Source organism: Arenibacter nanhaiticus, assembly GCF_900141935.1.
In the GTDB taxonomy this organism is placed as follows: Bacteria; Bacteroidota; Bacteroidia; order Flavobacteriales; family Flavobacteriaceae; genus Arenibacter; species Arenibacter nanhaiticus.
The window spans coordinates 62,997-85,095 of record NZ_FQYX01000006.1; the positions used below are offsets into that span (position 1 = coordinate 62,997).

At 39.9% G+C, this 22,099-nt stretch carries 16 protein-coding genes; 2 read left to right on the forward strand and 14 right to left on the reverse strand.

Annotation, left to right across the window (positions count from 1 at the left end; genetic code table 11):
* Nucleotides 1–365: 365 nt before the first annotated feature.
* The 12 genes from BUA16_RS05550 to BUA16_RS05610 all read right to left on the reverse strand — a co-directional run bounded on the left by BUA16_RS05550 (nucleotide 366) and on the right by BUA16_RS05610 (nucleotide 14,360).
* On the reverse strand, nucleotides 366–1,394 hold the full coding sequence (locus BUA16_RS05550; RefSeq protein ID WP_072763657.1) for a TQO small subunit DoxD: 1,029 nt from the start codon (nucleotides 1,392–1,394) through the stop codon (nucleotides 366–368).
* Between the two features lie 578 nt (nucleotides 1,395–1,972).
* Entirely contained in the window at nucleotides 1,973–3,094 is a 1,122-nt protein-coding gene (gene chrA / locus BUA16_RS05560; RefSeq protein WP_072763660.1) for a chromate efflux transporter, read from the reverse strand.
* A 285-nt stretch (nucleotides 3,095–3,379) separates the two neighbouring features.
* Nucleotides 3,380–4,402, reverse strand: a complete 1,023-nt coding sequence (locus BUA16_RS05565) for a Gfo/Idh/MocA family protein (RefSeq protein ID WP_072763661.1) — start codon at nucleotides 4,400–4,402, stop codon at nucleotides 3,380–3,382.
* A gap of 148 nt (nucleotides 4,403–4,550) precedes the next feature.
* Complete coding sequence (miaE, locus tag BUA16_RS05570; RefSeq protein WP_072763663.1) at nucleotides 4,551–5,132, reverse strand: MiaE family protein; 582 nt, start codon at nucleotides 5,130–5,132, stop codon at nucleotides 4,551–4,553.
* A 61-nt stretch (nucleotides 5,133–5,193) separates the two neighbouring features.
* On the reverse strand, nucleotides 5,194–5,676 hold the full coding sequence (locus BUA16_RS05575) for a GAF domain-containing protein (protein ID WP_072763665.1): 483 nt from the start codon (nucleotides 5,674–5,676) through the stop codon (nucleotides 5,194–5,196).
* Nucleotides 5,677–5,859: 183 nt separating this feature from the next.
* Nucleotides 5,860–6,447: a superoxide dismutase family protein gene (locus BUA16_RS05580; protein ID WP_072763667.1), complete on the reverse strand. Its 588-nt coding sequence runs from the start codon at nucleotides 6,445–6,447 to the stop codon at nucleotides 5,860–5,862.
* A gap of 225 nt (nucleotides 6,448–6,672) precedes the next feature.
* Nucleotides 6,673–6,837, reverse strand: a complete 165-nt coding sequence (locus BUA16_RS19135) for an OsmC family protein (RefSeq protein WP_317045385.1) — start codon at nucleotides 6,835–6,837, stop codon at nucleotides 6,673–6,675.
* A gap of 61 nt (nucleotides 6,838–6,898) precedes the next feature.
* Nucleotides 6,899–7,633 carry an NYN domain-containing protein gene (locus BUA16_RS05590; protein WP_072763804.1) on the reverse strand — a complete coding sequence of 245 codons (735 nt, stop codon included), beginning with the start codon at nucleotides 7,631–7,633 and terminating at the stop codon, nucleotides 6,899–6,901.
* Between the two features lie 137 nt (nucleotides 7,634–7,770).
* On the reverse strand, nucleotides 7,771–9,390 hold the full coding sequence (locus tag BUA16_RS05595) for a M1 family metallopeptidase (RefSeq protein WP_072763668.1): 1,620 nt from the start codon (nucleotides 9,388–9,390) through the stop codon (nucleotides 7,771–7,773).
* A gap of 205 nt (nucleotides 9,391–9,595) precedes the next feature.
* Nucleotides 9,596–10,921 (reverse strand): M28 family peptidase, encoded by a 1,326-nt coding sequence (locus tag BUA16_RS05600; protein WP_072763806.1) that lies wholly within the window; start codon nucleotides 10,919–10,921, stop codon nucleotides 9,596–9,598.
* Nucleotides 10,922–10,986: 65 nt separating this feature from the next.
* On the reverse strand, nucleotides 10,987–12,150 hold the full coding sequence (locus tag BUA16_RS05605) for an MFS transporter (protein ID WP_072763669.1): 1,164 nt from the start codon (nucleotides 12,148–12,150) through the stop codon (nucleotides 10,987–10,989).
* 2 nt (nucleotides 12,151–12,152) lie between these two features.
* A complete protein-coding gene (locus BUA16_RS05610) occupies nucleotides 12,153–14,360 on the reverse strand; it encodes a bifunctional alpha,alpha-trehalose-phosphate synthase (UDP-forming)/trehalose-phosphatase (protein WP_072763670.1) in 2,208 nt (735 codons plus the stop codon).
* Nucleotides 14,361–14,465: 105 nt separating this feature from the next.
* Between BUA16_RS05610 and BUA16_RS05615 the strand changes: the two genes are divergently transcribed.
* Nucleotides 14,466–16,274 carry a glycoside hydrolase family 15 protein gene (locus tag BUA16_RS05615; protein ID WP_072763672.1) on the forward strand — a complete coding sequence of 603 codons (1,809 nt, stop codon included), beginning with the start codon at nucleotides 14,466–14,468 and terminating at the stop codon, nucleotides 16,272–16,274.
* A gap of 33 nt (nucleotides 16,275–16,307) precedes the next feature.
* Here the strand turns inward: BUA16_RS05615 and BUA16_RS05620 are convergent, their stop codons facing one another.
* A complete protein-coding gene (locus tag BUA16_RS05620; RefSeq protein WP_072763673.1) occupies nucleotides 16,308–17,756 on the reverse strand; it encodes a pyridoxal phosphate-dependent decarboxylase family protein in 1,449 nt (482 codons plus the stop codon).
* A gap of 282 nt (nucleotides 17,757–18,038) precedes the next feature.
* On the opposite strand from BUA16_RS05620, the gene BUA16_RS05625 reads away from it, so the two are divergent.
* Nucleotides 18,039–20,084, forward strand: a complete 2,046-nt coding sequence (locus BUA16_RS05625) for a dipeptidyl-peptidase 3 family protein (protein WP_072763675.1) — start codon at nucleotides 18,039–18,041, stop codon at nucleotides 20,082–20,084.
* A 113-nt stretch (nucleotides 20,085–20,197) separates the two neighbouring features.
* On the opposite strand, the gene BUA16_RS05630 is transcribed toward BUA16_RS05625, so the two are convergent.
* On the reverse strand, nucleotides 20,198–22,009 hold the full coding sequence (locus BUA16_RS05630) for an acyl-CoA dehydrogenase family protein (protein WP_072763676.1): 1,812 nt from the start codon (nucleotides 22,007–22,009) through the stop codon (nucleotides 20,198–20,200).
* Between the last annotated feature and the right edge of the window lie 90 nt (nucleotides 22,010–22,099).

A 22,099-nucleotide genomic window follows, 5' to 3' on the forward strand; every position in this document is an offset into this window, starting at 1 on the left:
GCTGTTGGGAGATTTATTTTAGCTTTTTCATCTTAAGACAGTGGGTGTTCACTTTCAATAAAGGCAGGTGCCTTTAGATTAATGCCGTACACAAAACCGGCGTCCCTTAATTGGGTGTATAAATCCTCAAAGTAAGTAAAATACGCTCCATGGTCCTTTATTGGAAAGCAAAACTTAGCGATCCAACCAAAGGCAGAAGGTTTCAGAGGTATAATATTTAGAAAATTTGGATAAAATATATTTTTCCAATCATAAAATACAACAAACCCCTTTCCCTATAAATTATGGATGGGGAAAGGGGTGCTTAAAGGGTGGTTACCACAACGGTTGATGGTAATTTTTATACCATTTACGGTTCAAATACTTTACTGTTTTTCAATATTGGCCTTCCAAGTGGCACCACTAATATCGATTAACTTTAATTCATAAGAACCACTCGCTAAGTTCCTGAATTTTTCGTCTTCGATCGTTAGCGTTGCTTTTGCTCCCAAAGGAATGATCATACTATGAGCGCCTGGTTTTACCATAGCAACATAGTTGTTAGCGATATTTTCTTTAGGAAAAGCAGATAGATCTTTACCATTTAATTCCATAATTTTTTTTCCCTCCTCGGTGGTAAGCTCTATTCCGATCAAAAACGAACCGTATACATCGGCACCCTCTACTCTATAAACTTGAAAGGAAAGTTGGTTTTGAACTATATTAGAATCGGCAATTTCAATTTTTGGTTTAACAGATTTATTATGTAGGTTACCCCAAACGCCACCGTGGAAAACCTGGTTGGTGAACAGGGTCATAAATAATATCAGCAAAGCTCCGGTTAGTACAACTTTGGGAATCACCTTCGTTTTTAAAGGTAATATTCCCGATCCTATCCAACTAAACCAAGACTTCTGGGTAATTTTATGGTTTCGTTGTAGAAGAAAATAATCTAGCGAATACTTGTCGCTTCCACTAAGGAAAAGGGTAAAGCCTGCTGCTATTCCCAGAACGCCAATCTGCCATTCGTCTAAACAAGTCGTTCCTATCCAACCCGAGCCTAATAAGATTCCCATGGCCAAACCAAATACGCCAATACTCATCAGTCTTGTAAAGAGTCCAAAAATTAATAATAAGCCTACGATACCTTCCACAATGGTAAATATCACCATGGCCCACCACAAGGCGTCCGGGTTGGTTACCAGATATTCTATAATGGGTTTGATTCCTAGGGCATTGGGTAGGAAATGATTGAATTTTTCGCCAATATAACCGGAAACTTCGGGGTCTAGTTTATTTTCTAGGGCTACTCTTCTCCAAAAAGCTGAAAAATAAGTCCACCCTACTACTAACCTAAGGGCAAGTGAAAAAAGTCCCGCCATATTGTAGGACTGGGATAAATTTTGTTGTTGCATAAATGTTGATATTTTATATAAAAGATGATTTTGTTTTGCTTAAAAAGTGGCAAAATCAAATCATATATTTTAATCTTTTATATAAAATATAGAGCGGGACACCTTCTTTCTTATGGAAATGGGGCGGCCCCAAGCATGCATTGATGATATTGCGATCGGGGAAATGAAAGACCCAAGGAGAACTAGGGTTTAGACGAGGTTGTGGAAGCGCTTTTTTGGAGGATGCCGCCTTTATTTTTCTAGATAAGACGTATTCGGAGTCATCATATGTGTTCTCCTTGAAGCAGCTTTTACTTTTGTTAATGGTTTTTGTAGGTGTAGCACCAAACTCATCCTGAACAAAGTTTCTAACAAAGCAGGGCGCCAATATTAAAAGTAGCCCAATAGTCAATGCGCCTACCAATAGCTGTTTACTTATGATATGTTGTAAAATTGGACGCATTAATGTATTTGCATAAGTGTACTAATGATCATAGCCAAATGGCCACCTTCACAAACCTACTTAATCTTTCCAAACTCGTTACAGTTCATAACAAATCATTAACGATTTTTATAGTCATATCAAAAGGGTGTCCTTTTTATATCAGGGACAAGAAATACCCTAAAACAGCCCCTCCAAGTACAATAAAACCACTGTTCATTTTTTTAAAAACAAATACGGTAAGCATGCTGGCCACTGCAATAAAAATCATTCGCCAATCGGTAAGGGTTTCTTTTCCCATGCTAATACAGACGGCAACGATTACCGCTACTGCGGCAACATTGACGGCATCTAAAAAGGCGGCCATTATTTTAGAATCCCTCATTTTGGGAATCAGAGGGTTGAGGATCAAAACAAATAAAAATGAGGGTAGAAAAATGCCCACTGTAGCTGCAATAGCTCCTAAGGGGCCGTTCATTTGCCAACCTATAAAAGTAGCCGTAGTTAAAATAGGACCGGGAGTAAATTGACCAACGGCGATTGCATCGATCAATTCTTGACTGCTAAGCAGGCCTTTTGCAACCAGTTCTGCATCTAAAAATGCAAATAAGACATAGCCACTACCGTAAAGAATGGCACCGATTTTTAAAAAGGTCAGGAAAATTTTAAGACTCCCTATCTTAAGGGCCGAACTCCATTGAAAAAGTAATAATGGTGCGATAGATGAAAAGGTAGATTTTCTTTGGCCAATTAGATAAATTAGTACACCCATAAATCCACATCCAAACAAGGCGATAATTTCATTGACCCCCATAACACATAGGATGGCAGTAATTAAACCTAAAATAGCCAAGGTGGTGTTTTTGATGGCCTTTTGTCCAAGCCGGTATGCAGCCATGAGGATGATGGCGATAACTGCAGGTTTGATACCGTATATAAATGGAGTTACCGCTGGCAGTTGGCCATACTCTTTATACAACCATGCGAAAATACCAGTGATGAACATAGCAGGTGCAATAAAACAAATACCGGCCACAATAAGTCCTTTCCATCCGGCCCTTTCATGACCGCAATGCATGGTCATTTCGGTAGAATTGGGACCGGGAATTATATTGGTGGCCCCTATGAGGTCTAAAAAGTGTTCCCGGCTCATCCATTTTCTTTTATGGACAACCTCGTCCTCCATCATAGCAATATGTGCGGCCGGACCTCCGAATGAAATACTGCCCAATTTGAAAAATAGCCATGCTATTTCTTTTAGTTTCTTGCTTTGTGACATTTTAAATTCGCTGCAATTAGTTATTTAGCCTTGCTTTTAAGGATGCAAATAACGGATTTTGTGTATTACTTGTATAGATATTACGCAAAGAATTGTGAACAAAAGGCAGAAGGGGAATTTTATTATTTCGTTGGCCAATCTATGGCAACTTTAGGAATAACCAGAGAATTGGTTTCAATAATATAAAGGCTGCCCACATTGGTTGTAGACAGCCTTTTTAAATTACCTGACAGGCCCGGGATAATAATTTTGACGCTAGCAATGTTCATCGACGCCCCCGTATTATTAGGATTCCAATATTTCCAATTGTTTAATTACCTGTTCCTCGGTTACTGGGTAGGGCTTGCCATTTCTTATGGTCTGATACACATATTCGAATAAATTAAGATAGGTAGATTTGTCCGAAGGGATTGTTTCCCGCGTTCTTGTACCTTCTTCGTCAATGGTGGTCAAGATCCCATATTTACTAGGGTCTTCCATACCAAATAAAGGATCGCCAGGTCTCATGCCTTCTGACAACTGTATTTCCTGAATATTGGTGCGGTGTTTTAAATAAGAGCCTTTGGTTCCGTTGAGAATAAATGCAGGTTGCTCATCTACCACCAACATACTCATCGTTAAAAAAACTTGTACGTCGTTAGGGTACAAGAGGTGAATATGGGCATAATCGTCTACTTGTGTATTGGGCCTAAATTGTCCCAAGGTTTTCGTCCAACTGATCGGGTTGCCAAAAAGAGAGAGTACGGCATCTAACAAATGCGGCCCTAGATCGTTGAGCAAACCGCTGCCAGGCACCGGTGTTTCTTTATGTGCTTTTGGACTAATATGGTGGCGATAGCGGTCATAACGCATATGTACCTCTACCAAGCGTCCTAATTTTCCGGAATCCAATACCTTTTGTATGGATAAAAAATCACTGTCGAACCTACGGTTCTGATAAGGAAATATATGTACGTTATGGCGTTTTGCTGCTGCATACAGTTTTTTTGCCTGATCGGAAGTTACCGTAATGGGTTTTTCGACCAAAACATGCTTGCCTGCTTGTAGCGCCTTTAACGCAAATTCAAAGTGGGAGGCATTGGGGGTGTTTACAACCACCAGCTCTATATTGGGATCGGCAATGAGGGCATCTACAGCGTCGTAACTTTTTATCTCAGGGTAGCTGTGGTGGGCCTTTTTTTCGGACCTTTCTACCACGGCTTCAAGGGAAAATCCTTGGTGTTCCTTTAAAAAAGGAGCATGGAAGACTTTACCCGACATGCCAAAAGACAATAAGCCGGTACGTATTGTTTTCTTAGTGTTATCCATAATGGTATAGGGGTGTTTTTTAGTGCTCTAGGGGGCTTCGCAATAGCAGATGCCCTTATAAAGGCCTTAGGACTATGTTGTTGTAATTATATTTAGGGCTAAAAACGATGTAGCGGTTTAGAGAAAAGGGAGCTTGCAAGAATAACTTTTAACCGTGTATGGTTTCCGATTTCCCGTAGTTTTTAATGACTTCTCCTTCAAATTGTATTAATTCTTCCCATCGCTTATTAACATCGATACCCGCTCCATATTTTCTGGCAAAGCCTATAAAGGTGGTATAATGTCCGGCTTCACTGATCATCAGATCGCGATAAAAAGTAGCTAGTTCTGGGTCTTTTATCTTGGTAGATAATAGCTTAAAACGTTCACAGCTACGGGCTTCTATCATGGCCGAGAACAACAATCTATCTACTAAGGATTGCTGACGGCTACCACCTTTGATCATAAACTTATACAGTTCATTTACGTAACTGTCCTTGCGTTCGCGTCCTAGGGTATACCCACGTTTTTTTATGATTTCATGAACCATTTCAAAATGTTGTAACTCTTCTTGGGCCAAGGTCAATAGATCTGTTACCAGTTCTGTGTGCTCAGAGTTTAAAGTAATTATAGAAATGGCATTGGTAGCTGCTTTTTGTTCGCACCAAGCATGATCGGTCAGTATTTCTTCAATATTAGATTCCACAATATTAACCCATCGTGGATCTGTTTCTAATTTTAACCCTAGCATAGCAATGTTTTTAGGTAAAGGTAACTAATCTTCTTAAAAAAAGGGGAGGGGATCTTGTCCTTTATGGGAGTATTACAAACTTGCTAATTTCCGAACCAATTTTTAAAAGAGTACTTACCTCGTCTTCTTTAAAATCATATGGTACCGGCTTTGCTATTCCCAAAGTACCAAATAAACGGCCTTCTAAAAGCATGGGTATCGCTATGGAGCCTTCTACCTTTGTGTCTTTTGCCGAAGGGCGGGCCACACCCGAATTATCGGTTTGAAGGTTACACATTTCTACGGGTTTTAAGCGTTCAGCAGCAATACCGGCCATACCTTTTCCAATAGGAATTAGGGATAATTTGGGAATTAAAAACTCCGGAATGCCTTTATGTGCTTGTAACTTCAATAAGGAAGTGCTTGGGTCCAAAAAGTGAATGGTTCCAGTAGTACAATCAAAATAAGAAATAATATCGGATAGAGTTTGTTGCCAATCGATCGTAGGCTGATTTAACCCTTTATATATAGCATCTAATAATAAATCATTTTTTTCACTCGTCATGGTAGTTCTATTTTTTAACTATCCAAATGTAACAATTTGCTTCAACAAAAATATACCTTAAAGATGTTAATACTACCCCTAAATATGCTCGAAGCCCAATTAGTGGCGTCGATACATTAGAATAAAGAAGGCCGTCTAACATTAATTAGACGGCCTTTTTTTATGTTGTAAAAGTAGTTGTGATTATTCTATAATCCCAGTACAGCTAACCCTTCCGCCAGCATCCCCTGTAGGTTGGGTTACAAAATCATCAACTCCTTGGTGAACGATAACTGCTTTTCCAAGGATGTTTTTTGTATCGTCATCACAGCCAATACACCATTCATCTGTTGAGAATTCTACAGTACCATTTCCATCGGCATCGGCGGTAAAATTACCAATATCACCTCTGTGATATCCTTCTTCTGCTCCCCATTTTCCATGATTGGCAAAAGTAGGGTTCCAGTGACCTCCGGTCGATTTACCATCTGCCGAAGAACAATCTGCCTTTTCATGTAAGTGAATAGCATGTTCCCCTGGCGTCAATCCTGTTAATGTTGCCTTCATGGTAACCGTACCGTCTTCCTCGGTAAAGCTAACATCTCCGGTAACATTACTATCGCTTTTAGGCTCCATGGAAAACTTAATGGTTTTAACCTCAATCTTTTCGGTTATTTCCTTTGCCGTAGCTTCAATTTCCTCCATAGCCTCTTTGGATTCTTTTTTCACCTCCTTACAGCTAAAGGAAGCTATTAAAATAATCCCTAAAGACAATACCTTTATTTTTTTCATCAGTTCTTAAATTTTAAATTAATAGTTAAAGTTACGTATAATTTAAAACGATATCAAAACTAAGTGGAATTGATTTTAGCTTCATAAACAGTGGGGGCTTTCCTAAACTATGCGTTTTGTAATGATAGTAGCTTCATTGTGAAGGGTTTTGTGGACGGGACATTTGTCGGCTATTTCGAGCAAAGGGCCGATTTGTTTTTTGTCTAGTTCCCCATGAATTTTGATCTAGCGTGTAAAAGTGCCTATTTTGGAATTCTCAGTTTCACAATTAGCACAATCTTCTGCATGTAATTTTTTTCTTTTGACGTACATTTGAAGGGGCATCGCGGTACAGGCCGATAATCCGGCAGAAACCAATTCATAGGGAGAGGGGCCATAATTGTTTCCCAAAAAATCGATAGGTTCTTAGCTGTTTGATGTGGTAGGCTTACAATTTGGCCTTATGAATCGCTTATCTATTTCTTACATAGATTAATTTAGACCTTCCTTTTGAGCCTTCCCTTTGGTCGATCTCGAAATTTTTGATAGATTTTATAAGTGGGGTTAGTTTTTGATATCCGTAATTCCTAGAATCAAAGTTGGGCTGTTTTTTCTGTAAAAGACTACCAACGTCTCCTAAAAAGGCCCAACCATCATCATCGGCCAAAGCAGATATGGTAGAGGCAATAAGTTTAATCTGTTTGGAGGTGATCTTATCTACACTGGTTTTCTTTCTAGATCTGCTGTCCGAGGACTCTAATGAACTTTCCTCCGATTGATCCTTTAAAATTTCGATATATATAAATTTGTCACAAGCGACAATAAAAGGGCTTGGTGTTTTCTTTTCCCCAATCCCAATCACATGCATTCCGGCTTCACGTAATCTGGTCGCCAAACGCGTAAAATCACTGTCACTAGAAACAATACAAAAACCGTTCACCTTATTGGAGTAAAGAATATCCATGGCATCGATGATCATGGCCGAATCGGTGGCGTTTTTACCGGTGGTGTAAGCGTACTGTTGTATGGGAGTGATGGCATTTTCTAACAAAAGGTTTTTCCATTTCGAGAGTTTAGGATTGGTCCAATCACCGTAAATTCTTTTGATGGTAGGGTTTCCATATTTGGCAATCTCTTCCATCATCTCCTTTACATAGGCCGATGGAATATTATCACCATCAATTAATACTGCAAGGTTTATTTCCATGTTCATTTTATTGTTGTTGCTACTAAGCTAATAATTTATCGGGGATTGGCCATTTAAAAACACCTATTCCTCCATTTTTAAGGTGGTAGAATAGGTGTTCAAAGCAATTTTTTTTAAGGCTATGCTATGTCATATACCTATTGGCTGTTTTTAGAATAGATATAAAAGTTTCTGTCAACCTTAAAATCTTTTATCTCAGAATCGAAGGATTCGGTTTTCCAATGAGCAGAAGGAAAGATCCATTGTTGTGTTTCTCCTACCGATACCTTTAGCGGCATATCAAATCCGTCCACGATATCGGTATATCGGTAGTGGAGCAAATTGCCTTCTATCGTATATTCTAATAAAGGTATTTTGGTGGTTCGCAGGTATTGTTCAAAAAACTCGCTAAGATCTATGCCGCTATGAAGACTCAAATAGTCTTCTATTTGTTGTGTCGTAACGGTCTCATGGTAAAACTCTTGGTTGAGTCCTCGTAAGATGGATCGCCATTTTTCGTCGTCCTCCAAAAGCTGTCGCAGGGTATGGAGCACATTGGCCCCTTTGAAATAGATATCGCCACCTGTTTGGTTAACATTGTAAGGCGCTATCATGGGAGTACTATTTTCTATATTTTTTCTAGTACCGATAACATAAGCGGCAGCTGCCTCTTTTCCGTAGAAATAGTCTAAAAATAAATTCTCGGAATAGGAGGTAAAGCTTTCGTGGATCCACATATCAGCGGTATCCTTATTGGTGATATTGTTCGCAAACCATTCGTGCCCAGATTCGTGAATGATGATAAAATCAAATTTTAACCCCCAGCCGGTTCCCGATAGATCTCTTCCCAAATAGCCATTTTTATATTCATTGCCATAGGTGACCGAGCTTTGGTGCTCCATGCCTAAATAGGGGACCTCTACCAGCTTAAAGCCATCTTCATAGAAGGGGTAGGGACCAAACCAATGCTCAAAGGCTTCCATCATTCTGGTGGCATCTTTAAATTGTCGTTTTGCCTTTTCCAAGTTTTCGGGAAGTACGTAGTAGTCCATACTCAATGCTCCCTTTTCTCCCATATATGTTTCCCCAAAATGAACATAGTTGGCAATGTTTGCATTAACGCCGTAATTATTGATGGGGTTGCTCACAAACCAGTGATAGGTGTTGGTTTTTCTTCTTTCGTCTACTTTTCGCAGTCTGCCATTAGAAACATCCATCAATCCCTTAGGAACGGTAATACTTATAGCCATGCTATCGACCTCGTCGTACATATGGTCCTTACTGGGCCACCATACACTAGCACCCAAACCTTGACAAGAGGTGGCTACAAACGGCTTGCCGTTGCTGTCCTTTTTCCAAGAAAAACCTCCGTCCCATGGTGCTTTTACCGCCTCCCTGGGAACCCCGGAATAACTAACGACCAACTCATTAAAATCTCCTTTAAGCTGTTTTTTCTTTAAGGTGACAAAATGAGCGTTTACTTTTGAGGTAAAAGAGAGTGATTTACCGTCTTGCGTTATTTTTTTAATTTTTAAAGGGGGTTGTAAGTCTATTTGAAGGAGTTGGTTTTCCTCCAAGACCTTATAACGAATGGTATTAGAGCCAGAAATGCTTTTTTTCCTTGGATCGACCTTCACTTTTAAATGATAGTAGTTGAGGTCCCACCATTCTCGTTCCGGAGTAATACTCCCACGAAGAGTGTCTTGTTCAGTAAATTGGGGTGTTTGGGCGTAGGCGTTAAGGGTGATGCCCAAAAATAAAATAAATAAAATTCTCATAGTTTGTTAATAGGTAATATTGAATTAGTAGTGTTACTGCTATGGTTCAGTGAATTAAGAGTTGTGGTAATAGGTTTTTTATTCTGTTTAGTTATTTAATATGCACAGATTTTTTGCTTTTTTACGGTCATACTTCGGCTGCGCTCCGTACAAGCATGTAATTCGCATAGCTGATTTCGTCTTTGCGACCAATATTCGGTCATGCTCATTTCATAATATCATTAGGGAAAACGACGACGCTTTCAGAGCCGTTTTCTCCGACTGCTGCTATCCCAAACAGATAATTATCGATCACAATACCTTGGAGGGTAAAATCGGTTACATTTTCTACATACCTGCTGTGGTCCCAGGTAGGGGAGGTGGTATCTCTCCAATAAATTTTATATCCTTTGGCTCCGGCTACTTTGCTCCATTTTAATTTTGTAGCGGGCGCTACCATGCCACCGATCCATACTTTCTCGGGAGCTGGGGGAGCCCAAGCGAGGGATGCTAAATTAATGGCATTGACGGCTGTTAACTTTTTTGCATACATAAAATTTACATGTTCTAGGACATCCCCGTAGGAAATTTCGTTTTCTACCCTAATATCTTGGTGCTGTTGCGTATAATTTTCATGGGCCTCCATGATCCTGATGCCGGCATAGCCAGCGTCATTAAAGGGCCTGTGGTGGCCACCACGGCCAAAACGGTCTAGCCTGTAGATCAACATCGGATTCATTTCGGGCATATATACCCTTACATTTTTGTGAACATAACGCGCCAGTTGCCTCGAAATACCATCGACCTCACCTCCGTAAAAACGGCGCATATTTCTTTGTCTCTCTGTTTCTGTAGGAGGTACGGGCTCCGAAAAAATTCTAAAATCTGTATTGCTGATGATACCATCGACACCTTTAATATTTCCGATCATATCATTGTTAAAAACACCAATGATGTCCCAGTTTTTTTCCTTAGCCATATTTACCAAGCCTTGTCCGCCAAAAAGTCCTTGTTCTTCACCCGAAAGCCCTAGATAAACAATACTGCTTTCGAAGGTGTATTTAGACAGTACCCTGGCTGCTTCCAAGGTGCCTGCCATACCACTGGCATTGTCATTGGCCCCTGGGGCATCGGAAGTAAAATCATTGGGATCACTTACTCTAGAGTCTATATCCCCGCTCATAATAATATAGCGGTTTGGGTATTTCGTTCCTCTTTGGATGGCCACAACATTTACTACCCACACATCTTTGGTAATACGCTCGTTTTCACCTTTTTTCACCAAATCTTTTTGGTAAGCAACCTCTAGGCAACCTGTACATCCTTCCGATATTTTTTGAAACTCGGCCTTTATCCATCGTCGGGCTGCCCCAATACCTCTGGTAGCAGACAAGGTATCGCTTAAGGTATGGCGAGTCCCAAAATTAGCCAATGTCGTAACGTCCTTTTCAATGCGTTCTGCCGAAACATTAGCAATTATATCATAAATGCGTGGGTCGGTCTGTGCACTAAGCGCCGTAGAAAATAATAGTAGCAACCAAGTAAGGCGCATATTCGTGTGTTTTAAATATTGGGGTAATTTACATTTATCCATACGTATTGAATCTTAATAAAGTGTTAAGAAGTTTTCTGCATTAAATTCCAAATCCCTATGATAGGCCCTATTCCTAAGAGTAAAAAGATATAGATAGGATCAATTTTCGGGGATAAAAAAGAAAGAAGTTGAATGCTTATGATACTAATGCTAAATCCTATACAATTCACAACAGTAAGGGCAGTACCTTTTAAATGTATGGGTGCCGATTGGGCAACCATGCTTGAAAACTGTGGAGAATCCGAAATGACGGCCATTCCCCAAATACAAAGGAGCAATAAAAACAGGGGAGGGGACAACAGGTAAAATAATGGCGATAAGAGGCAAAGTACCCCTGAAAGTGACAGAGAAAAAATTGCTACTTTTTTACTGCCGATCTTTAAAGAAAAATATCCTCCCAAAGCGCAGGAAATACTGCCTATAGCAATGATGGTAAAAGTCCAAATGGCGATTGGTATTTGGTAGGTATTGAAAGTGTTGTAGGTTTGAATAGCTAGGGGGATAAAGGCCCAAAAAGCGTAGAGTTCCCACATATGGCCAAAATAGCCAAAGGCCGCTTTTCTAAAGGATGGAATTTTAAAAAGTTTGGTACTCGCTTGTATTTCAAAAGCTGTACTCTTTTTTCTAAACGGACCCTTGGGAATAAATAAGTACATAGAGCATCCACCCATTACGGCCAGTATCGAGGTGGTGCTCACTACAAAAGTGTAATTACGACCCCAATCCATGCCTTTAATAGCATGGGGAAAGGCCGTCCCTAATACCAAGGCCCCTACTAAAAAACCTAAGGCCCTTCCCAAGCCATGCCGATAATAGTCTGATGCGATTTTCATTCCGACAGGGTATATCCCGGCCAAAAAGAAGCCCGCACCAAATCTAGCGGAAAGTAAGGTCGTTTGGGTAAGGTTGTTCGATAGTAAGGCCAAGTTGCACAGCGCTGCTAAAATTGCAGAAAGTAAAAACACCTTGGAAGGGGCATACCTATCGGCAATCATTAGGGTAGCAAATAGTAAGGTGCCTACAATAAATCCAAATTGTACGGCCGATAATATTATTCCGGTGAATTGATTGTCCAAACCAATGACTTTCATCAAATCTTCTACTACTACATTCCCGGCAAACCATATGGAGGTACAGGCAAATTGGGAAAAAATAATGACCGGAAGTATATGGGGTTTAATTTTCAAGTCTATTTTATAAATCGGAGTAACAGTTCCCGTACTCTTTTGGTGTTTTCTACATAGTATTTGGCTTGGGTTTTTTGCATACCTACCTTAACGGTAATGGCATCGTCTGGTAATTCTTCGAACATATATTCATCGGTCCAATCATCGCCAATAGCGAATATAAAATCGTAGTCGTTCTCGGCGAGCATTTTTACGGCCGCCCTACCTTTGTTCACACCACTGCTTTTAATTTCTAACACCTTATTCCCAGAAAGTACGGTTAAATTATCGTTGGCAATGAGGCTAGTTAATACCGTTGTTAATTCGGCGGCCCTCTTCTTGCCAAAGTCTGGATCTGTATTTCTGTAGTGCCAGGCCAAAGAAAAGTTTTTCTCCTCAATGAACGACCCTGGGGTTCTATCGACAAAAGATTCCAATATAGGTTTTATTTTGGGCATCCAGTCGTTTTTTATCTGCTCTAATAAGGTGAAGTCTTCACCCTCCTTGGATAGCCATACTCCATGTTCGGCGATCATATTGTATTTTTTATGAAGAAACCACCGGTTAAATGTTCCGGTGTCCCTACCACTAATTAAATATACATCTGTATTTTCTTGGGCATTGATCTGGTCCAAGAGATCATATAATTTTTCATCTGGACCTGCTTTTTGCGGATCCATATGAAAGCCAGAAAGGGTGCCGTCATAATCAAGGAACAATAGTTTTCTTTTGGAAGCGTGGTATTGTTCAATAACCGAGTCCAAGGTTTTATTGGATAGTAATTTGGAAATATATTGGTGGGTCGTTTCTCTTTGCTCTAAAAGCGATTTCATAAAATCATTGGCCCATTTCTCTACATTATATCGTTCCAGACGTTTCTGCAAAATGGTATTTCTTGCCATCTGCTCTTCTTTAGGCATATTGATAGCTTGAATTAAAGCATCTGCAATTTGATCAAAATTGTTTGGGTTAATGAGAAGGGATTCATTCATTTCATTGGCCGATCCTGCCATTTCGCTTAAAATTAAAACACCGGTTTTATCGGTTCGCGTAGCAATGTACTCCTTGGCCACCAAATTCATTCCGTCGCGAATGGGCGTTAGCAGGGCAATATCACTAGAAGTATAGAGGTCTATTAAATTTTCAAAAGGCATAGATCGGTAGAAATACCAAATGGGGGTCCAACTAACGGTAGAAAATTCTCCGTTGATCCTTCCTACCAATTCGTCAATTTCCTTTTTTAATAATTGGTATTGGGGCACATTAGATCTAGAAGGAACGGCAAGGATAATCAGACGTACTTTTTCCTTGTACTCAGGGAATTTATTCAGAAAATATTCAAAGGCCTTCAACCGTTTCGCTATCCCCTTGGAATAATCCAATCGATCTATGGATAGGATCAGTTTGGCATCTGGGGTCGATTCTTTGTGGACATTGAGTCGGCGTTGTAATTCCGATTGATTTTCCGTGGTGTTTTTCTGATGAACCTTGGCGGCATTACTAAATTTTTTATAGTCGATTCCCATGGGGAAAGAATCGACTTTGATAACCCTATCGTCGACATTTATTTCATTGAAGCTTACCTCCAAACCTAACAGCCTTCTTACCGAACTCAAAAAATGCCGTTCGTAATCATAGGTGTGAAAACCGATGAGGTCTGCACCTAATAGGCCGCGCAAAATTTCTTTACGCCAAGGCAATGTCCTAAATATTTCATAAGAAGGAAAGGGGACATGTAAAAAGAATCCAATAGCCGCATTGGGGCGCTTGGCCTTGACCATTTCTGGGACCAACATTAATTGGTAATCATGGACCCAGATGACATCATCGTCCTTTGAGTTTTTTAAAATGGCATCGGCAAACTTTTGGTTTACTGCCTTAAAGGTTTCCCAACTGGCCGATTCAAATTCCGAATACTCCAAAAAATAATGGAATAAGGGCCAAATGGTCCGGTTGCTAAAACCAAAGTAAAAGCCTTCTATCTCCTCTTCGGTGAGGCTTACCTTAGAACAACCATGCTCCCTTAGGGCCTTGTCTATTTTAGGTTCCAATTCCTTGGGAATATTCTCTTTTGTTAAACCGCTCCATCCTATCCAAAGGCTATCGCTTCCAGAATGTACAGATTTCATTCCCGTAGCCAGTCCGCCCACACTAGGGGTGGCTGTGATATGGCCATTTTCGATTTGCAATTGCACAGGGAGTCTATTTGAAATTATGATAGTTTTAGCCATAATTTGGTAGGTTTTGGTTTATATAGTTCCATATTTTCCTTAAATTTCGACAAAACGATTAGTAAAAACAACTTTAATGGTTGTAAATAAATACGTATTTGGCATATGGATAATTTGGACTACGGAATAATTGGAAATTGTAGAAGTGCTGCCCTAATTTCCAAGAATGGCTCATTGGAATGGTGTTGTTTGCCCGAATTTGATTCGTCTTCGGTATTTGCAAAAATATTGGACGAGGAAAAAGGGGGGAGTTTTGAGATTTTAGTAGATGATTCCTATACGATCGATCAAAAGTATAAAGAGAATACCTGTATCCTAGTCACTAGATTTTCCGATGGCGAGAATACTTTTGAGGTGCACGACTTTATGCCCCGTTATTACAATGAAGGCGGAGGGTACTATACCCCGCCAGAAATAGTGAGGTGTTTTAAACATATTTCAGGAAACCCAAAATTTAGAGTAGTTTACAACCCTAAGTTGGTTTATGCCTTAGGGGAAACGGAAAGCTATATTAAACCCGATTTTATAGCTAGTCTTACCCATGCCAAAAAATTTGATACCGTATTCCTGTACACTTCTTTTGATAAGGAAAAGGTACTTAAGGGCGAAGAAATAGCTCTAAAGGAAGCAGGGTATTTTCTCTTGAGCTATAACGAGAAGATAATAAAACCCGATACCAAGAAAATAAATCTACTTTTACAACGTACCAAGGTCTATTGGTTAAATTGGACCGATAAGGTTCCTACCTATAAAAAATTCAATGACCAGATAATTCGTAGTGCGCTTACCCTTAAGCTGCTAAGTTATGACAAGTCTGGTGCTGTATTGGCCGCTGCTACGACCTCCCTCCCAGAAACCATTGGAGAGGTTCGAAACTGGGACTACCGATTCTGTTGGATAAGGGACGCCTCTATGGTGATCAAGGTAGTTTCGGAACTGGGACATAAAAACGTGGCCAAAAGATACCTGCAGTTTATTATTGATCTTATTCCCAATAAGGACGAAAAACTGCAGATCATGTATGGTATCAATAAGGAAAAAATACTGACCGAAGAGACGCTCGATCACTTAAGCGGCTACAAAGGTTCTAAACCCGTACGTATCGGTAATGCTGCCTATGCACAGCGGCAAAATGATATCTATGGAATATTGATGGATGTTATTTATACACAGTTGGATAAGTTCAATACCGATATAGAGAACAAAGAAGAATTATGGACCATTACCAAAGGTATTGTTTGGATCGTAGATAATCACTGGGAAGAGCCCGACAAGGGTATATGGGAATTCCGAACCGAAGACAGACACTTTACATTTTCTAAAATATTGTGCTGGGTAGCCCTGGACAGAGCCATTAAAGTGGCAAAAATATTTGGAAAAACACATAAGATCGATAAATGGGGATCCCTAGAAAAGAGGATCAGGGAAGATATTTATGCCAATGCCTGGAGTGAGGAAAAGCAGTCCTTTACCCAGTCCTACGGTTCCCAGGATTTAGATGCGTCCGTGCTCCTGATGGAGTCCTATGGATTTATAGAGGCCAAGAATCCAAAATTTGTAAGTACTGTAAAAGCAATCGAGAAAGAGTTGAGCAATGAAGGCTTGCTCTATCGCTATAAAAACAAGGACGACTTCGGATTACCCTCGTCTTCCTTTACTATTTGTACCTTCTGGTTCATCAATAGCCTATTTAAAATAGGAGAAGAGGAAAAAGCGATGGCGCAATTTGAGAAGCTATTGTCCTATGGCAATCATTTAGGACTCTTTAGTGAAGATATCGACTTTAAAACAAAACGCTTGTTAGGGAATTTTCCACAGGCCTATTCCCATTTAGCACTGATAGAATGTGCCATTAACTTTTCTAAAAAAGACAGCGAGACCAAGCTTAAGGAATCTTTTGATAATAAGGAATAGCAATGTCTTAAACCCCTCTTTCGGGAGGGGTTTTTATGAATTTTCAGCAGTGGGTAGGTTTGCTGTGGCCAGGGCTTCTGCTTTGTCCAAGAGTATTTCTAAATGTGCTGGGGTAGTATAAGGGTTCATGATGGTGGTACGCAGATAATGAATGCCCCTTAATTTTGTTTGTACAATATAGAATTCTCCCTCTTCCAAAATAGCGAGTCTAATTTTCTCATTAATACTATTCAGACTAGTGGTATCCAATTTAGTACTGACGTATCTAAAACAAACAATATTGCTCATTGGGTCAACCGCCAGTTCAAAAGAGCTATGGTTCCTAATGATTTCTGCAAACCCTTGCCCTAAATCGTAAAGGGAAGTCACAAAATCATCAAAAATAGTTTCGCCATAGGTCTTTAAGAGTGTATACCAGTGCAGGCTCATCATAGATTTGGTACATTCAAAAGTACGCTTCGCTAAGTTATACCAATCTTCTTCGGTAGACTGTTCTAGTAAGTAATCGGCTTTTTGACTAAAGGTAGCATGGGAATGTGCTCTGTTTTTAAACAACAAAGCAGTGGTTATGGTTGGCATCATCATCATTTTATGACCATCAATAACCACAGAATCTGCTTCGGAAATCCCCTTTAGTTTATTCTTGTATTTTGCTGAAAAAATAGCCGCTCCTCCGTGGGCACCATCGACGTGAAACCAAAGCTTGTTCTTTTTGCTAAAATTTGCAATGGCCTTCAAATCATCGTACATTCCCGTTGCTGTGGAGGGCGCACTTCCTACAATAGCAAATACTTCAATACCTTCCTTTTTTACTTGGGCAAGTGAAGTCTCCAATGCTGTAATATCCATGGTGAAATTTGATGTAGTCGGAATTTTAATGATTCCCTTTTCTCCCAAGCCCATAATTTTGGCAGCCCTATCGATACAATAATGAGCCTGTTCACTAACCATAATAGCCAATTTTTGGCTATGGCCTTCGTTCCATATGTCGTTGGGTAGCATCGCTTTTCTGGCGGCTAATAGAGCGGTTAAATTGGCTAAAGTGCCGCCAGAGGTAAGAATACCACCGGCCTTTGGTTCATAGCCAAGTTTTTCGCAAAGTAAATCGGTTATGATAAGTTCCATGGCGGTGGCTGCCTTTCCCATTTCATAAACCGCCATACCATTATTTAACAAGGACCCTATCAGTCCGGTTAAGGCAGTAATAGGGGCAGGTGGACTCACCTGATGTCCTATGTATTTTGGATGGTGTACATGAATAGAACGAGACATGATTGTTTTGAAAAGCGCGTTTTCATCCCCGTTTTTTAAAAAATCAGTCCAATAGTGATGTTCATCCTTAGGTAAAACCCAATCTAGAACTTTTTCCGATTTCCCCAAGGTGGTTTGTTCCAAATGGTCGGCCAAAGAATCGATGAGTTCATGCCCTCTTTTTCTAAAATCTTCAGAAGAATATGCGGATCCAAGTAGTGTGTTTTTCATGTTTGGTTGGGTATTGTTTTTTAAGGATTATATGTAATTCGCATAGCTGAATTCGTATTTGCGACCAGTTTTTTATCGTACTTGTTTCAAATAGCTAAGGTAATTCATCGGCTTGTTGGTTGCAATAATGTTTTATAGGTTCGCTTTTGATACCCAATTTTATGAGCTTACGATCAAAAAGATGATGGGGGTTAGGGAACTTGTAATTATATTTCCTTATAAATTAAACAATTCGAAGCGGTTTCGTTAAATTTATGTCTTATAATTCAAATATCGTATAAAATGAAATTAAAGAATGTTTTTGGTTGTTTCCTAATACTCGCTGCTTTAGGGGCTTGTAAGGAAAAAGCAGTAGCGCCAGAGCCCGTTGTAGAGAAAGAAATGGGGTTTGAATATATGGTAGATCAATTCGCCGATATAAAGGTTTTAAGGTACCAAATTCCAGGATTTGATGAATTGACATTGAAAGAGAAAAAGATGGTTTATTATTTAACCCAAGCGGGTTTGGCTGGGCGAGATATGATATGGGACCAGAATTACCGTCATAACTTGGAAATTAGAGCAGCTTTAGAAAATATATATACCCAGTATTCCGGGGATAAAACTACCGAAGATTGGAAAGCGTTTGAGGAATATTTGAAAAGAGTTTGGTTTTCGAACGGTATTCATCACCACTATTCTAACGATAAGATAAAACCTGAGTTTTCATCAGATTTTTTAAACTTTTTGTTGGCCGAGACCGATACAGAACTGAAAGGTGAGGCCTTTGAGGTAATTTTTAATGATAAGGACAATAAAAAGGTCAACAAGAAAAAGGGCGTTGATAATATAGCTTCCTCGGTAGTGAATTTTTATGATCCTACAATTACAGATGCTGAGGTGGAAGCCTTTTATAAAAAAGCTTATAAAGGACCAAAAAATGCCCCTGTAGAAGCTGGATTGAATTCTAAATTAGTCCGTGAAAATGGTAAAATTGTAGAAAAGGTTTGGAAATCTGGCGGACTGTATGGAAGTGCCATTGATGAAGTTATCAAATGGTTGGAAAAGGCCAAGGAAGTAGCAGAAAATGAAGAACAAGGAAAAGCTTTGGGACTTTTAATCGAATATTATAAAACTGGAAGTTTAGATACCTGGGACGAATATTGTATTGCTTGGGTAACCTCGACCTCTGGAAATATAGATTGGATCAATGGTTTTATAGAAGTTTACAACGACCCAAAGGGCTATCGCGGATCTTATGAGTCTATTGTTCAGATCAAAGACTTTGAAATGTCTAGACAAATGGCCGTTTTGTCCGAAAATGCTCAGTGGTTCGAAGACAACACTCCTTTAATGGAGGAGCACAAAAAAGCCAAGGTGGTTGGAGTGTCTTATAAAACGGTGAATGTGGCCGGAGAATCTGGAGATGCTTCACCGAGCACCCCAATAGGGATTAACCTACCTAACAACAACTGGATCAGACAGCAGCACGGTAGCAAATCGGTTTCCTTAGGAAATATTATCAATGCTTATAACCATGCTGGTGGTAGCGGATTATTAAATGAATTTGCCAATGATGCCGAAGAAATCGAATTAGAGGAGCAGTATGGCGAAATAGCCGATAAACTACACACAGCCTTGCACGAAGTAATCGGCCATGCTTCCGGACAAATTAACGAAGGAATAGGTCAGCCAAAAGAAACCCTTAAGAATTACGCTTCCACCATGGAAGAGGGTAGGGCAGATTTAATTGGGCTGTATTACCTGATGGATCCTAAATTACAAGAGCTCGGTTTGGTAGATGACTGGAGAAAAGTTGGAAAAGCTGCTTATGACGGGTATATTAGAAATGGATTAATGACACAGTTAGTGCGTATTAATCTAGGAGATGATATTGAAGAAGACCATATGGTCAATAGACAATGGGTTTCTGCATGGGCTTTTGAAAAAGGTCAGGCAGATAAGGTGATTGAGAAAATCACTCGCGATGGCAAGACCTATTACAATATCAATGATTATGATAAACTACGTGAAATTTTTGGACAGTTGTTGCGTGAAACCCAGCGTATAAAGTCTGAAGGCGATTTTAAAGCTGCACAAGATTTGGTAGAAGGCTACGGTGTAAAAGTAGATCAAACCATACATGCCGAGGTGTTGGAACGAAACGCACAATTTAGTTCGGCTCCATATAGCGGTTTTGTAAATCCAGTATTGGTGGCAGAAACCGATGAGGCAGGAGAAATAACCGATGTAAAGGTTACCCAGCCAAAGAGCTTTGAAGGTCAAATGTTGGAGTATGCTAAACAGTATAATTTTTTAGGGCAAGGAACATTGGAACTTGTTCAATAACTGAGCATTCTTATACCATCCGAACTAGGAATTGATTTCTGGTTGTAAATAATAAAACCGCTCCCAAAAGGAGCGGTTTTTCATTACTGCTTTATTACAAAGCGCTACCTGAATTAGTCAAAGGTATATCCGTTATCTGCAGCTACTTTATCGGCAATTTGTGTACGTAAGGCTACTACATTAGGTTGATTGGTATATTTTGTAAAACGTTTGAGCCCCATAAGCATCATTCGCTGCTCATCGCCTTCGGCAAAGGAAACAATGGCTTCCTTACCTTTTTGGATTACGATGTCAACAGCTGTGTACAAATATAATTTTGACATAGCTATTTGGGTTGCCTGATGGTCTTCCCCAAACCGTTTTGCATTTTTCTCTGTTCGTAAGATGGCAGATTCGGCCATGTAAATTTCAATTAATATATCGGAGGCAGATAACATTAACTGTTGGTGATTTTCCAATTCCGGCCCAAATTTTTGGACAGCACTACCAGCTACCATCAGGAATACTTTCTTGAGTCTTGCCAAAATATCTTTTTCTTCAGAAAACAACTCCGAATAGTCGGGAACATCAAAAGAGGGGATACCCATTAATTCATCGGCAACTTTCATAGCTGGCCCCAGAAGGTCTACATGGCCTTTCATAGCTTTTTTAACCAGCATTCCAACGGCCAACATACGGTTTATCTCGTTGGTGCCTTCATAAATCCTAGCAATACGGGCATCTCTCCAAGCCGACTCCATAGGCGTATCAGCGGAGAATCCCATCCCGCCAAAAATTTGAATCCCTTCATCGGTGGTGCTTTGAACATCTTCGGAAACGGCCACCTTAAGGATAGAACACTCAATAGCGTATTCTTCCACTCCTTTTAATTCTGCTTCCTGATGCGAATTACCTTCGGCTTCCCGTATAGCAATCCTATCTTCAATATTTTTTGCGGCCCTATAGCTAGCCGATTCGTCTGCATAACAATTGGTAGCCATATTGGCAATTTTGGCCTTAATAGCACCAAAATTTATTATCGGTGTTTTAAACTGAACACGTTCATTGGCATATTTGGTAGCTTCTGTTATTACCCTTCTTTGTGCTTCCAAACAAGCAGCCGCTAATTTTATACGGCCGACATTTAATGCATTCATGGCTATTTTAAATCCGTTGCCACGGGTAGAAAGCATATTTTCTACAGGCACCTTGGTGTCATTAAAAAATACCTGTCGAGTCGATGAAGAATGTATGCCCAGTTTCTTTTCTTCCTCCCCCATACTGATCCCATTACTAGGGTCGTTTTCTACAATAAAACCGGTGATGTTTTTATCGTCTTCTATACGGGCAAATACAATAAACACATTACAGAATCCAGCATTGGAAATCCACATTTTCTGACCTGTAATATTGTAGTATTTACCATCCTCGGTTAAGACCGCCTTTGTTTTTCCGGAATTGGCATCGGAGCCTGCTCCTGGTTCGGTAAGACAATAGGCCCCAAACCATTCGCCAGAGGCTAATCTGGGCACATATTTATTCTTTTGATCCTCTGTGCCATAAAGGGTAATAGGCATGGTTCCTATACCCGTATGAGCGCCAAAGGCCGTACTAAAAGAACCACTGGCCCCAGAAATGTAGTCGCATACTAACATGGTAGAAACAAATCCCATTCCCATACCACCGTAAGATTCGGGAACAGCGACGCTTAACAAACCTAGTTCCCCTGCTTTGCGCATGGTTTCCTCGGTAAAGGCATAATCCTTTTTTTCAAAACGTTCCCAATGTGCCCAAAGTTCTCGATCTACAAACTCTTTGGTGCTTTCGCGCATCATTTTTTGCTCTTCCGATAAATCTTCAAGCGTAAAAATATCTTCACATTTGGTCTCTTTTACAAGGAACTGTCCGCCCCTTAGTATGTCTTTGTTTGTTGTTTCTGTGCTCATAATGTTTTTTAATTAAGAAAAAATAAAATGGAGTAGCATATAATTAGGGGGCTTATTCTGATGGTCCTAGGATATTTCGATGCCATTTTA

What these genes read in the sequence shown, in the direction of transcription:
- BUA16_RS05550 (WP_072763657.1), bottom strand. Translation starts at nt 1,394, where the DNA reads ATGCAACAACAAAATTTATCCCAGTCCTACAATATGGCGGGACTTTTT.
- chrA (WP_072763660.1), bottom strand. Translation starts at nt 3,094, where the DNA reads ATGTCACAAAGCAAGAAACTAAAAGAAATAGCATGGCTATTTTTCAAA.
- BUA16_RS05565 (WP_072763661.1), bottom strand. Translation starts at nt 4,402, where the DNA reads ATGGATAACACTAAGAAAACAATACGTACCGGCTTATTGTCTTTTGGC.
- miaE (WP_072763663.1), bottom strand. Translation starts at nt 5,132, where the DNA reads ATGCTAGGGTTAAAATTAGAAACAGATCCACGATGGGTTAATATTGTG.
- BUA16_RS05575 (WP_072763665.1), bottom strand. Translation starts at nt 5,676, where the DNA reads ATGACGAGTGAAAAAAATGATTTATTATTAGATGCTATATATAAAGGG.
- BUA16_RS05580 (WP_072763667.1), bottom strand. Translation starts at nt 6,447, where the DNA reads ATGAAAAAAATAAAGGTATTGTCTTTAGGGATTATTTTAATAGCTTCC.
- BUA16_RS05590 (WP_072763804.1), bottom strand. Translation starts at nt 7,633, where the DNA reads ATGGAAATAAACCTTGCAGTATTAATTGATGGTGATAATATTCCATCG.
- BUA16_RS05595 (WP_072763668.1), bottom strand. Translation starts at nt 9,390, where the DNA reads ATGAGAATTTTATTTATTTTATTTTTGGGCATCACCCTTAACGCCTAC.
- BUA16_RS05600 (WP_072763806.1), bottom strand. Translation starts at nt 10,921, where the DNA reads ATGCGCCTTACTTGGTTGCTACTATTATTTTCTACGGCGCTTAGTGCA.
- BUA16_RS05610 (WP_072763670.1), bottom strand. Translation starts at nt 14,360, where the DNA reads ATGGCTAAAACTATCATAATTTCAAATAGACTCCCTGTGCAATTGCAA.
- BUA16_RS05615 (WP_072763672.1), top strand. Translation starts at nt 14,466, where the DNA reads ATGGATAATTTGGACTACGGAATAATTGGAAATTGTAGAAGTGCTGCC.
- BUA16_RS05620 (WP_072763673.1), bottom strand. Translation starts at nt 17,756, where the DNA reads ATGAAAAACACACTACTTGGATCCGCATATTCTTCTGAAGATTTTAGA.
- BUA16_RS05625 (WP_072763675.1), top strand. Translation starts at nt 18,039, where the DNA reads ATGAAATTAAAGAATGTTTTTGGTTGTTTCCTAATACTCGCTGCTTTA.
- BUA16_RS05630 (WP_072763676.1), bottom strand. Translation starts at nt 22,009, where the DNA reads ATGAGCACAGAAACAACAAACAAAGACATACTAAGGGGCGGACAGTTC.